This is a genomic window from Mangrovibacillus sp. Mu-81 (assembly GCF_036867415.1).
Classification (GTDB): Bacteria; Bacillota; Bacilli; order Bacillales; family Bacillaceae_B; genus Rossellomorea.
In genome coordinates, this window is sequence record NZ_JBAJHU010000003.1 from 422102 (window position 1) to 435424 (window position 13323).

A 13323-nucleotide genomic window follows, 5' to 3' on the forward strand; every position below is an offset into this window, starting at 1 on the left:
AAAGAAGTGAAACCGTTTACCGAAGAGCACTTTTTATACAGATTGTAAAAAAATCACAGTGATTATTATCCTCTTCAAGGAGGCATATTGGATGGCAGATTATTTAGTTATAGTGGAATCGCCGGCAAAGGCGAAAACGATTGAACGTTATTTAGGTAAAAAATATAAAGTGCGTGCTTCGATGGGCCATGTAAGAGATTTACCCAAGAGTCAAATGGGTGTGGATGTCGAAAAGGAATTTGAACCGAAATATATTACCATCCGTGGAAAAGGGCCGGTATTAAAAGAACTGAAGACAGCTGCAAAAAAAGCAAAGAAAATCTTCCTTGCAGCCGACCCCGACAGAGAAGGGGAAGCAATTGCGTGGCATTTAGCACATAGTCTCGATATGGATACGAAGTCTCAGTGCCGGGTCGTATTCAATGAAATCACGAAGGATGCAATCAAAGAATCTTTCAAACACCCTCGGCCGATCAATATGGATCTCGTGGATGCCCAGCAGGCAAGAAGGATATTGGACCGCCTCGTCGGCTATAACATAAGTCCGCTGCTCTGGAAGAAAGTCAAAAAGGGACTCAGTGCCGGGAGGGTCCAGTCGGTTGCAGTCAGGCTGATCATCGACCGCGAAAATGAAATTAAAGGTTTCGAGCCTGAAGAGTACTGGTCCATTGTAGGAGAATTCAAGAAAGACAAAGAAACTTTCCAAGCTTCTTTCTATGGGATCGATGGTAAAAAAGTAGAATTAAAAACAGAAGAGGAAGTTAAAGAGGTCCTTGAAAAGGTAAAAGGTAAATCATTTAATGTGAACAAAGTGACAAAAAAGGAAAGAAAGCGGAATCCCGCACCCCCTTTCACCACTTCTTCGCTGCAACAGGAAGCTGCGAGAAAGCTGAACTTCCGTGCCAAGAAAACGATGATGCTTGCACAGCAATTGTATGAAGGGATTGAGATTGGTAAAGAAGGAACCGTCGGTCTGATCACTTATATGAGAACCGATTCTACGCGTACTTCTGAAGTTGCTCAAAAAGAAGCCAGTGAATACATCACAACAAAATACAGTGAGGACTTTGTCAAGCAGTCGGAAAGAAAGGAAAAGAAACAGCAGAAAGCACAGGACGCTCACGAAGCGATCCGCCCGACGAGTACATTGAGAGATCCGGGCTCTGTAAAAGAGTTTCTATCAAGAGATCAGTATCGCCTGTATAAGCTTGTATGGGAAAGATTCGTTGCAAGCCAGATGGCTCCGGCCATTATGGATACGATGAGTGTGGATCTGGTGAACGGACCCGTATATTTCAGGGCAAATGGATCGAAAGTCAAGTTTCCAGGGTTTATGAAGGTATATGTAGAAGGGTCTGACGATCAAAAAGAAGAAAAAGATAATCTTCTGCCTGAATTAAAGGAAGAAGATAAAGTGACAAGTGAACTGATCGATCCTAAACAACATTTCACCCAACCGCCTCCGCGCTATACTGAAGCAAGACTTGTCAAGACATTGGAAGAGCTCGGTATTGGCCGTCCTTCCACATACGCACCTACTCTGGATACAATTCAGAGAAGGGGGTATGTATCACTTGATAATAAAAGGTTCATTCCAACTGAACTTGGAGAAATTGTGCTTGAACTGATCAGGGAATTCTTCCCTGAAATCATTGATGTCGAATTTACTGCCAATATGGAAAGAAGTCTTGATGATGTTGAAGACGGTAAAGTCAGATGGGCGAAGATCATCAATGCTTTTTATCAGGATTTTGAAAAGCATCTGATTATAGCAGAGAACGAAATGGAAAAGATCGAAATTCGTGATGAACCGGCAGGGGAAGATTGCACAGAATGCGGGCACCCTATGGTATTCAAGATGGGTCGATACGGCAAATTCATGGCATGCAGTAATTTCCCGGACTGCCGGAACACAAAGCCGATCGTTAAAGAAATAGGAGTCAAATGCCCTAAATGTGAAAAAGGCAATATAATAGAAAGAAAAAGTAAGAAGAAGAGAATCTTTTATGGCTGTGACCAATATCCTGAATGTGATTTTTTATCATGGGATAAGCCGATTGAGAGAAAATGTCCAAAATGCTCCGAATTACTCGTAGAGAAAAAGCTCAAAAAGGGCAACCAGATACAATGTACGACTTGTGACTATAAGGAAGAACCGCAGAAATAAAGGCTGGCAGGATAAAAAGATTGATTCTTTTGCGTCCTGCTTATACAATGTAAACGAGGGACTGTCCCAAGAGGTGATCAATTGATTATCATATGGGTCAGTTTTTCTGTTTTTTGCATAATGTAAAACAACTTTCATTTTTGTCTAAAAAAGACAATATGGACTCAGAAACAATTCAGAACTTTGTGAAAAAAGTGTAAAATTAATTGCAAGGGCATCAAGGTTGTGTTACTATTTAGTAGCCCTTGTGAGGTGTTAACTATATGTCAAATACATTAACCGATCAATTACATTCGTTTATTGAATATTTACAAATAGAAAAGCAGTATTCCACTTATACTTTTGAACAATATCGTCATGATATCGAAGAATTCTACGTATTTATGAAAGAACAGGGTCTTCGTTCACTAGAGGAAGTGGAATATTTTGATGCGAGGCTTTTTTTAACAGGTCTTCATGAAAAACAGTTAATGAGAGCTTCCATTTCAAAAAAGATATCAAGTTTAAGAAGTTTCTTCCGATTTCTCAATCGCGAAGAGCATCTGACAACGAACCCTTTTTCTTTTGTAAATCTCCCGAAGAAAGAACAGCGTCTGCCTAAATTTTTCTATGAGGAAGAGATTCAGGTCCTGCTTGAAGCCTGTAATGGTGACTCTCCATTGGACATCCGCAATAAGGCGATCTTTGAGCTTTTGTACGGCACCGGGATCCGTGTTAGTGAATGTGCAGGCCTGAAGTTGAAAGATGTTGATATGGCTCTGTCTACCATCCTTGTAAAAGGGAAAGGGAACAAGGAAAGATATGTCCCTTATGGAAGCTTTGCCCAGGATGCTTTGACCGTATACATAAATCAATCACGGCCGTCTCTTATAAGAGAACAAATACATTCCGCCGTATTCGTCAATCATCGGGGAGGAGCACTGACTGCAAGAGGAGTACGCCTGATCCTAAATAAGATTATTGATAAGGCCTCCTTAACAGGTAAAATAAGCCCTCATATGTTAAGACATACGTTTGCTACACATCTATTGAATAACGGTGCAGATTTGAGGACCGTTCAGGAGCTGCTGGGGCATTCCCATCTGTCTGCAACCCAGGTGTACACACATGTGACGAAAGATCAGTTAAGAAAAACATATCTTGCACATCATCCGCGTGCTTAATATTGGAGGTTATATAATGGATCAATTCCATGCTACCACTATATTTGCTGTTCAGCATAAAGGGGAATGCGCCATGTCCGGAGACGGACAGGTAACATTCGGTAATGCGGTCGTGATGAAACACACGGCCAAGAAAGTGCGTAAACTGTTTAATGGTAAAGTGCTGGCTGGCTTTGCAGGTTCCGTTGCGGATGCATTTACGCTGTCTGAAATGTTTGAAGGGAAACTTCAGGAATTTAACGGAAACCTTCAGAGGGCAGCTGTTGAACTGGCTAAAGAGTGGCGAAGCGACAAGGTGCTCAGGAAGCTGGAGGCAATGCTGATTGTCATGGATGAAGATCATTTGCTTCTCGTTTCAGGTACCGGGGAAGTAATTGAGCCGGATGATGGCATTTTAGCCATAGGATCCGGCGGCAATTACGCTTTATCTGCAGGTCGTGCCTTGAAGCAGTATTCAGGTGATCATCTGTCAGCGAAAGAGATTGCTAAAGCATCTTTACAGATTGCTGCAGAAATTTGTGTATATACAAATGAACAGATAATTGTTGAAGAATTGTAAAAAGCTCACTTGATGATTTCTCACACTATAGAATAGTTAGGGGTGTGTCATTTGAAAAAAAATGCTGAGCAATTAACACCAAGGCAAATAGTTGAAAGATTGGATCAATTTATTGTTGGACAGAAAGACGCAAAAAGGGCAGTTGCGGTGGCATTGAGAAACCGTTACCGCCGCAGTCTCCTTCCTGGAGAAATAAAAGACGAGGTAATTCCGAAGAATATCCTCATGCTGGGTCCCACCGGGGTAGGAAAGACAGAAATCGCCAGAAGGATAGCGAAATTAGTCCGTGCACCTTTCATTAAAGTCGAAGCTACGAAATTCACGGAAGTCGGTTACGTTGGCCGCGATGTAGAATCGATGGTCAGGGATCTTGTAGAAACGGCTGTCAGACTTGTCAAAGAAGAAAAAATGGTAGGTGTGCGTGAGCGTGCCGCTGAAAATGCCGACAAGCGTCTGGTAGAGCTGCTTGTTCCTTCTAAGAAAAAGTCGTCTTCCTATAAGAATCCTTTTGAAATGATTTTCGGCGCGGGCGGCTCAGATCAAAGCGATGAAGAAGAGGAAGAGAAACAAGAGGAGCTGTCTTTAAGAGAGCAGAGAAGAAGGGCAGAACAAAGACTCCGCAACGGGGAAATGGAAGAAGAGTTCATCACCATTGAAGTGGAAGAACAGCAAGCTTCTATGTTTGATATGCTCCAAGGTTCCGGTATGGAACAGATGGGCATGAATATGCAGGATGCGCTGAGTAATTTCATGCCTAAGAAAAAGAAAAAGAAGAAGCTGAAAGTGAAAGAAGCACGGACTGCTCTGACAAATGAAGAAGCGCAGAAGCTGATCGACATGGATGAAGTAACGCAGGATGCCATCCTGAGGGCAGAGCAATCCGGCATCATCTTCATTGATGAAATTGATAAGATTGCGAGTAAAGGATCCGGTCAATCGTCAGCTGATGTTTCCAGGGAAGGTGTGCAGCGCGATATCCTTCCAATTGTTGAAGGATCGACAATCGTGACCAAATATGGTTCGGTAAAGACCGATTATATGCTTTTCATCGGTGCCGGAGCTTTCCATATGTCAAAACCTTCGGATCTGATACCGGAATTACAGGGGCGCTTCCCGATCAGGGTGGAGCTTCAGAAGCTTTCAACAGAAGACTTTGTACGTATATTAATCGAACCGGATAATGCGATTATCAAACAATATATTGCTTTAATGGAAACAGAAGGTATACAAATTGAATTTTCTGACGATGCTATTCGTAGGCTGGCAGAAATCGCATATGAGGTAAATCAGAATACTGATAATATCGGGGCGAGAAGACTTCATACCATTATGGAAAAGCTGCTTGAAGATTTATCGTTTGAAGCACCTGAGATCACACTGGAAACAATTAAAATAACTCCACAGTATGTCGATGATAAATTGAGAGCTATTTCAAAAGACAAGGACTTAAGCCAATTCATTCTCTAAGTTTCTTACAAGCTTAATGAGGGTATAAAAAAAGTACATGAATGATGGTCATAATAATTAATTTAGCAATAGAGATAATTTAGTTGTAGTAGGAGGAAATGAAAATGAACTTATTAGGTAAAACAAGAACGATTAATGCGATGCTCCAAAAGGCGGCAGGCAAACCCGTTAACTTCAAAGAAATGTCAGAGACGCTCAGCGGTGTAATTGAAGCGAATGTATTTGTAGTCAGCCGCAGGGGAAAACTCTTGGGATTTGCAATTAACCAGCAAATTGAAAATGAAAGAATGAAGCAGATGCTTGAAGATCGTCAGTTTCCGGAAGAATATACCCAAAACCTTTTCAATATTCAGGAGACATCTCCAAATCTGGACGTGGAAAGTGAATATACAGCATTTCCGGTCGAAAACAGGGAGCTTTTCAAAAACGGTCTGACTACGATCGTGCCAATTATCGGCGGGGGGGAACGTCTTGGAACGTTAATCCTTGCAAGGCTTCAGGCAAGCTTTGAGGACGATGACCTGATCCTTGCCGAATACGGGGCTACTGTAGTAGGTATGGAGATACTTCGTGAGAAAGCAGAAGAAATCGAAGTCGAAGCCAGAAGTAAAGCAGTGGTACAAATGGCAATCAGCTCCCTTTCTTACAGCGAACTTGAAGCGATTGAGCACATTTTTGAAGAGCTAAATGGGAACGAAGGATTATTAGTAGCTTCAAAAATTGCGGACAGAGTGGGGATAACCCGTTCGGTGATTGTAAACGCACTGCGTAAATTAGAAAGTGCAGGAGTAATCGAATCACGTTCACTTGGAATGAAAGGAACGTACATTAAAGTTCTAAATAATAAATTCCTGCTTGAACTCGAGAAGCTTCGTACAAATTAATAGAAGTAATTGAAAACCCGTTATTTCTTTAGTGAAATAACGGGTTTTTTTGTTTACCAGCAGCAGATGACCACGAAGAATCTTATCCTTTAAACTCTCTTCGATTTGTCGATATGATATCCCCTCATAAAACTCAACCAGTACAGATCTTTATAGTGCAGCCGGAACTACTGAGAAGGTTATAACATTAGACATATTTTAGGCTGTAAATAAGCCGAAAGGACTATAATTGTGAAGGTGTTAGGTCTTGTCTTCTCTTATATGGATAGTAAAATTAAGTTGTTACATCTTCATTACGACTTTTTTCGACAGTATTTCAATACAGGTGTTTGGGATGAATTGAAAAATAGTTTGTTACAAACCAACAAAGAGAGTACTGTTGGAGGTTAGAAAACTTCTCTTATAAGTTCCTTAATTGGAAAAAAATACAGCTAGTGGGAATTAAATCTCATTGATAAAATAAACTGTGTAAAACTTTGTAATCTTACAAAAATGTAATTGAAATATTAAAGTAATGAAAGAGAAGATAAATTTCCAAAAACAGGTCTTTTTATAGGTTTATAGTCATGAATTCCCCTTTTTTCGACGTTTTTCGTTAAAAAATACAGAATATTCATAGACACTATTCGACCTAAACATTACAATAAGGACGGACATAAGTTATATTTGTAAAAAAATCCGTATCTTGCTAAATAAATGGATAGAGGTGTGAAATATGAAACTTTTTTCCAATACTTTTACAAACCTTGAAAGAGGCTTGGATTATGCCTCTATTAATCAGAAGGTAATTTCTCAAAATATCGCTAATGTTGATACCCCAAACTATAAAGCGAAAGAAGTAGAATTCAAGACTGTCTTAGATCATTCAATAAATCAATTGGAAGCTAAGAGGACGGATTCCAGGCATTTCACTTTTCAATCATCTGACACTCACCCCGAAGTGAAAACGAAAACTGATTATCAATACAATCATAATGGTAATGGGGTGGACCTGGATAAAGAAATGTCTGAAATGGCAGAAAATCAAATATATTTTAATGCTTTGTCAGATCGGATCAATGGCAAATTCAATTCTTTGAAGTCAGTTATTAGAGGAGGTAAATAACATTGTCAATCTTCACAAGCATGAACACGACTTCTTCTGCGTTGACAGCACAGAGATTACGCATGGATGTCATCTCCTCCAATATGGCCAATGTTGATTCTACAAGAGCCACAGTGAATGAAAATGGAGAATGGGAGCCCTATAGGAGAAAATCTGTTGTGATGGAACCAAAGGAAGCGGGGTTTTCTACTTTCTTGAATACAGCCATAAATCGCAGAGGTAATCATTCAATCGGGCAAGGGGTGAAAGTGTCAAAAATACAGGAGGATGAAAACACTCCATTTAAAATGGTATATGACCCTGAACACCCTGACGCCAATGCTGATGGATACGTACAGCTGCCCAATGTCGACCCTTTACGGGAGATGGTAGACCTTATTTCAGCTACCCGTTCATATGAAGCAAACGTCACCGTTTTCAATGCGAACAAATCGATGTTGATGAAATCATTAGAAATTGGTAAGTAAGGAGGTACATACGTATGGCAATTCATAGTATAAATTCGATTAACCCCGGACTTTTAAGTCCGTCTTTATCAAAAAAACAAATTACACCTTCAGATGCTACAGAGAATTTCAGTCAAATCCTTAGTAAAACAATTGATGAAGTAAATCGGGCACAGATTCAATCCGATCGTATGACAGAAAAACTTGTACGCGGTGAGAATGTTGATCTTCATCAGGTAATGATTGCTTCACAAAAAGCCAGTATCACACTTCAAACAACCATGGAAGTCCGAAATAAGGTTGTGGAAGCATATCAGGAAATAATGAGAATGCCAATGTAATAGATACATGCAGTCGAGTACCGGAGGATTGTAATGAATGAATCGTTTAAGAACTATAAAGAACAAATAAAGACCTATTGGAGTAACAGAACAAAAAAACAAAAAATCAGCATGGGAGCAATCCTGCTGTCTGTCATTATCCTTATTGGTATTTCTGTCTTTATGACGACAAGGACACCTATGGCTCCTCTTTATAAAAATCTTTCACCTTCTGAAACAGGTACCATCAAGGAGAACCTTGATGGGAGGGGGATCCCTTCTCAAATTACCGAAGGCGGGACAGCCATACTCGTACCAACTGAACAAGTAGATACCTTAAAAGTGGAACTGGCAGCTGAGGGTATTCCGAACTCGGGCAGTATCGATTACTCTTTCTTCAGTAAGAATGCCGGCTTTGGGATGACGGATAATGAATTTAATGTCATGAAACTTGATGCAATGCAAACGGAACTTGTGGAGCTGATTAAAGGGATAGACGGAGTTAAAGATGCAAAGGTCATGATCAATCTTCCGGAAGAGCAGGTTTTCCTGAATGATGACGAACAAAAAGCCACTGCTTCGATCGTCTTGAATACTAATCCAGGATTTGCTATGGATCAGCGTCAAATCAAATCGCTTTATCACTTAGTTTCGAAAAGCGTCCCGGACCTTCCTACTGAGAATATCGTCATCATGAACCAGTTTTTTGAGTATTTTGACTTGGAATCTCAAAATAATTCTATGGGAAGCGGTAATTTCGCACAACAGATGGACGTTAAAAAGGAAATAGAACGTGACATACAGCGCCAGGTTCAGAACATGCTTGGAACGTTGATCGGTTTTAATAAAGTGGTTGTGTCAGTATCCACTGATATTGACTTTACCCAGGAAAACCGTGAGGAAAACACCGTTACCCCAGTCGATGAAGAAAATATGGAGGGTATCGCCGTCAGTGCCCACCGGATTACAGAAACGTTTTCAGGTGAGGGAGCAGGACCTGGAGGAGTACCTTCAGGGGGTGATACCGACGATACTCTTGATTCTTATCAAGAAGGTACAGGTTCGGGCGGTGACTATGAAAGAATAGAAGAAACCATCAATAACGAAGTGAATCGAATAAGAACTGAAATTGTGGAGAGCCCATACAAAATCCGTGACTTAGGCATTCAAGTAATGGTGGAACCGCCGAATCCTGAAGATGAGAACTCGCTTCCACAAGATCGGATCGATGATATACAGCAAATACTATCCACCATCGTCCGAACTTCCATAAATAAGGAAGCTGCACCAGAACTGACAGATGAAGAAATTGAAGATAAAGTGGTAGTTTCAGTTCAGGAATTTAATGGAAAAATGGAATTTGAAGACAGCTCTAAATCAGGGTTGCCTTGGTGGGTTTATGTCGTTGGAGGCATTTTGCTTATTATCATTCTTTTACTTATCTTCTTCCTTCTTAGAAGTCGTAAAAGGAAGCAGGAAGAGGAAATGTTCTTTGAAGAAGAGCGTGTCCAAGCGGAAATACCGGATATTGAACCGAAGGAAGAAACAGAGGGATCCATACGCCGAAAACAACTTGAAAGAATGGCTAAAGAAAAACCTGAAGAGTTCGCGAAATTACTTCGAACTTGGCTGGCAGATGATTAGGAGGGTGATGACATGGTTAGAAGAGAGAGAGAATTAACAGGCAAACAAAAAGCGGCCGTCCTCCTGATCTCTCTTGGTCCTGATGTGTCGGCATCAGTGTACAAACACTTATCTGAAGAAGAAATAGAGAAGCTGACCCTGGAAATCTCAGGCGTGAAAAAAGTAGAAACAGAATCTAAAGAAGAGATCTTAGAAGAATTCCATAATATCGCAATTGCACAGGATTATATATCACAAGGCGGTATCGGTTATGCGAAAACAGTCTTGGAAAAAGCATTGGGTACAGATCAGGCAACAGCGATCATTAATCGCTTGACCTCATCTTTACAAGTGAGACCATTCGACTTTGCACGTAAAGCGGATGCAGCTCAGATATTAAACTTCATCCAAAACGAACATCCACAGACGATTGCACTTATTCTTTCTTACTTGGATCCGCAGCAATCGGGTCAGATTCTTTCAGAGCTGCCACAAGAAGTACAAGCTGATATAGCGAGAAGAATCGCAATAATGGATGGAACCTCACCTGAAGTAATCAGTGAAGTTGAAGCCATTCTGGAAAGGAAACTTTCCTCGACTGTTACACAGGACTATACGCAAACCGGCGGAGTAGAGGCAGTTGTCGAAGTACTCAATGGGGTGGACCGGTCAACTGAAAAAACGATTCTGGATGCCCTTGAAATTCAGGATCCGGAATTAGCAGAGGAAATCAAGAAGAGAATGTTTGTATTTGAGGATATCGTTACACTTGATGGAAGATCCATTCAACGTGTCATCAGGGATTGTGATAATGAAGATCTTCTACTGTCACTTAAAGTCTCAAGCGATGAAGTGAAGGAAATCGTATTCAAAAACATGTCCAACCGCATGGTGGAAACATTAAAAGAAGAGATGGAGTTCATGGGACCTGTGAGACTTCGTGATGTTGAGGAAGCACAGTCACGGATCGTTGCTATCATCAGGAGATTAGAAGAAGCCGGGGAAATCATTATAGCCCGTGGTGGAGGAGACGATATTATTGTCTAGGATCATTAAATCTTCCAGAGCTCAATCGATGGAAAAGAAAGAGAAGATCATAGCGCTTAAGCAAATCCGTTCTTCAATGCCCGGTTTCAATCAAGGGGATAGAGAGGGTCAACATCAGCTTCAGTCCAAAGAAATGGAGAAGTTGATTCATGACGCTAAGCAGGAAGCAGTTAAAATAGTGGAAGAGGCCATTCATCAGAAGGGCATCATTCAAAACCAAATTCAACAGGAAAAGGATAATTGGGTTTCCGAGCGCGAGCAATATATTCAAGAAGCCTATAACGTCGGCTTTCAACAAGGTGAAGAGGAAGGAATGAAAAAAGGGTACCAGGATTATAGTCATCGTTTAAAAGAAGCCGATGCCATAGTCGAATCCAATAAACAACAGTATTATTCCTATTTGGAAAATGCCGAAAAAGTGATTCTGTCCCTTTCCATTTCAAGTGCTGAAAAGATAATTGGGGAAAAGCTCAAGCAAGACCCTGATACATTTCTCCCGATTGTCAAAAGGGGATTGAAAGAAGTGAGGGACTTACCGGAAGTTCAGATTCACTGTCATCCCTCCAAACATACTCTTCTGACAGGAAACAAAGAGGAACTCGAAATGATTTTCCCTTCAAACGTACAATGCTTTATCTATGCGAACGATGAATTGAAACAAGAAGATTGTTACATAGAAACGAATCAAGGGAGAATCATAGTGAGCATCGACTCACAATTAAAAGAATTAAAACAAAGACTTCTTGAAGTACTTCAGGAGGATGAGTCATGAAAGCAGAGGATTTACTCTCTCATATAACTCAGATTCCGACGTTTAAAAAGTATGGAAAAGTAAAGCGTGCAGTCGGATTGATGATTGAATCACAAGGTCCTGAAAGTTCTGTCGGCGAGGTTTGCCACATTCATATAGTAAGCCGCGGCGCAGCAAAGGTCATCCAGGCTGAAGTGGTGGGCTTCAATGGAGAACTTGTGATTCTGATGCCTTATTCTAATATGCAGGATATTTCACCGGGAAGCTTGGTAGAAGCTACTTCGAGGCCTCTTGAAATCAAAATCGGTCCAACCTTGATTGGAAAAGTGTTGGATTCATTGGGTAACCCTTTGGATGGAAGCTCGCTTCCAAGTGGATTAAGTACTACATACACCGATCAAGAACCTCCCAATCCATTATCAAGACCACCTATCGATGAACCGATGGAAGTCGGAGTAAAGGCGATTGACAGCATGCTGACTGTAGGAAAAGGCCAGCGCATTGGTATCTTTGCAGGAAGCGGAGTCGGAAAAAGTACATTACTTGGTATGATTGCCCGTAATACTAAAGCTGATTTGAATGTCATTGCATTAGTAGGAGAACGAGGCAGGGAAGTCAGGGAATTCATTGATCGTGATTTAGGGGAAGAAGGGTTGAAGAGAACGATTGTCGTTGCTGCTACATCGGATCAGCCCGCGCTGATGAGGATCAAAGGGGCATTCACTGCCACAGCGATCGCAGAATATTTCCGGGATAAAGGCCTGAATGTCATGCTCATGATGGATTCTGCAACTCGTGTTGCAATGGCGCAGAGGGAGATTGGCCTCGCGGTAGGCGAGCCTCCGACTACGAAGGGATATACTCCATCTGTGTTTGCGATCCTGCCGAAACTTCTAGAAAGGACAGGCACAAATTTAAAGGGGAGCATTACCGCGTTTTATACGGTCCTTGTTGATGGGGATGATCTTAATGAACCAATTTCAGATACAGTCAGGGGAATATTGGACGGACATATCGTATTGGATCGTCAAATCGCCAACAGGGGACAATTTCCCGCAATAAATATCTTGAAGAGTGTCAGTCGTCTCATGAATCATCTTGCTTCGCCTCAGCATTTGCAAGCTTCGGTTAAATTAAGGGAATTACTAAGCACCTATCTCAATTCCGAAGATTTGATACAGATCGGTGCATATAAGAAAGGATCATCCAGGGAAATTGATGAAGCAATTCATTACTATCCAATGATCACTTCATTCCTTAAACAGGGTGTGTACGAACAAATTACTCAAACTGACAGTATAAGCCGGCTTATACAGTTAGCAGAAAAAGGTGATGGGGGACAATGAGTTATCAATATCGTTTTGAACGGATTTTAACCCTCAAGGAAAAAGAGAAAGATGAAGTAAATGAGCAATACAAAGGTGCTATCGCGAGCTTTGAAAGAGTGGCGGAAAAGCTCTTTGAGTTTCTGAAGAAGAAAGAAGAGTTGGAAGTCTATCAGTCTGACAAACTGCTAAAGGGTCTTTCAGTCCAGGATATCCGGCATCATCAGCAATTTATCACGAATTTGGAGAAAACCATCTCTTACTATCAAGACCTTGTCATACAAGCAAGAAACCGGATGAATTGGTATGAAGAAAAGCTGGTTGATATGAATGTAGAGGTAAAGAAATACGAAAAGATCAAAGAAAAAGATCTCAGTTACTTTCTTCATAGCATGAAAGAATCGGAAAACAAACAGTTGGATGAAGTGTCCGTTGTTCAATATATGAATCGGGGAATTAGGTGATT

At 41.0% G+C, this 13323-nt stretch carries 13 protein-coding genes; all 13 read left to right on the forward strand.

What is annotated here, in order from left to right:
- Positions 1–91 precede the first annotated feature (91 nt).
- Complete coding sequence (topA, locus tag V6B33_RS09270; protein ID WP_334217462.1) at positions 92–2167, forward strand: type I DNA topoisomerase; 2076 nt, start codon at positions 92–94, stop codon at positions 2165–2167.
- 263 nt (positions 2168–2430) lie between these two features.
- Positions 2431–3330 carry a tyrosine recombinase XerC gene (gene xerC / locus V6B33_RS09275; protein ID WP_334217463.1) on the forward strand — a complete coding sequence of 300 codons (900 nt, stop codon included), beginning with the start codon at positions 2431–2433 and terminating at the stop codon, positions 3328–3330.
- A 16-nt stretch (positions 3331–3346) separates the two neighbouring features.
- Positions 3347–3889 (forward strand): ATP-dependent protease subunit HslV, encoded by a 543-nt coding sequence (hslV, locus tag V6B33_RS09280; protein WP_334217464.1) that lies wholly within the window; start codon positions 3347–3349, stop codon positions 3887–3889.
- Positions 3890–3940: 51 nt separating this feature from the next.
- Positions 3941–5356, forward strand: a complete 1416-nt coding sequence (hslU, locus tag V6B33_RS09285) for an HslU--HslV peptidase ATPase subunit (protein WP_334217465.1) — start codon at positions 3941–3943, stop codon at positions 5354–5356.
- Between the two features lie 104 nt (positions 5357–5460).
- Entirely contained in the window at positions 5461–6240 is a 780-nt protein-coding gene (codY, locus tag V6B33_RS09290; RefSeq protein ID WP_172249451.1) for a GTP-sensing pleiotropic transcriptional regulator CodY, read from the forward strand.
- A gap of 715 nt (positions 6241–6955) precedes the next feature.
- Complete coding sequence (flgB, locus tag V6B33_RS09295; RefSeq protein WP_334217466.1) at positions 6956–7345, forward strand: flagellar basal body rod protein FlgB; 390 nt, start codon at positions 6956–6958, stop codon at positions 7343–7345.
- Positions 7346–7347: 2 nt separating this feature from the next.
- Positions 7348–7812: a flagellar basal body rod protein FlgC gene (flgC, locus tag V6B33_RS09300; protein WP_334217467.1), complete on the forward strand. Its 465-nt coding sequence runs from the start codon at positions 7348–7350 to the stop codon at positions 7810–7812.
- A 14-nt stretch (positions 7813–7826) separates the two neighbouring features.
- A complete protein-coding gene (gene fliE / locus V6B33_RS09305; protein WP_334217468.1) occupies positions 7827–8132 on the forward strand; it encodes a flagellar hook-basal body complex protein FliE in 306 nt (101 codons plus the stop codon).
- Between the two features lie 33 nt (positions 8133–8165).
- On the forward strand, positions 8166–9755 hold the full coding sequence (gene fliF / locus V6B33_RS09310) for a flagellar basal-body MS-ring/collar protein FliF (RefSeq protein ID WP_334217469.1): 1590 nt from the start codon (positions 8166–8168) through the stop codon (positions 9753–9755).
- 12 nt (positions 9756–9767) lie between these two features.
- Complete coding sequence (gene fliG / locus V6B33_RS09315; protein ID WP_334217470.1) at positions 9768–10781, forward strand: flagellar motor switch protein FliG; 1014 nt, start codon at positions 9768–9770, stop codon at positions 10779–10781.
- On the forward strand, positions 10774–11553 hold the full coding sequence (gene fliH, locus V6B33_RS09320) for a flagellar assembly protein FliH (RefSeq protein ID WP_334217471.1): 780 nt from the start codon (positions 10774–10776) through the stop codon (positions 11551–11553). Before fliG ends, fliH begins: the two co-directional genes overlap by 8 nt.
- Entirely contained in the window at positions 11550–12878 is a 1329-nt protein-coding gene (gene fliI / locus V6B33_RS09325) for a flagellar protein export ATPase FliI (RefSeq protein ID WP_334217472.1), read from the forward strand. The genes fliH and fliI overlap by 4 nt, the downstream gene beginning before the upstream one ends.
- On the forward strand, positions 12875–13321 hold the full coding sequence (gene fliJ, locus V6B33_RS09330) for a flagellar export protein FliJ (protein ID WP_334217473.1): 447 nt from the start codon (positions 12875–12877) through the stop codon (positions 13319–13321). The genes fliI and fliJ overlap by 4 nt, the downstream gene beginning before the upstream one ends.
- Positions 13322–13323: the final 2 nt, after the last annotated feature.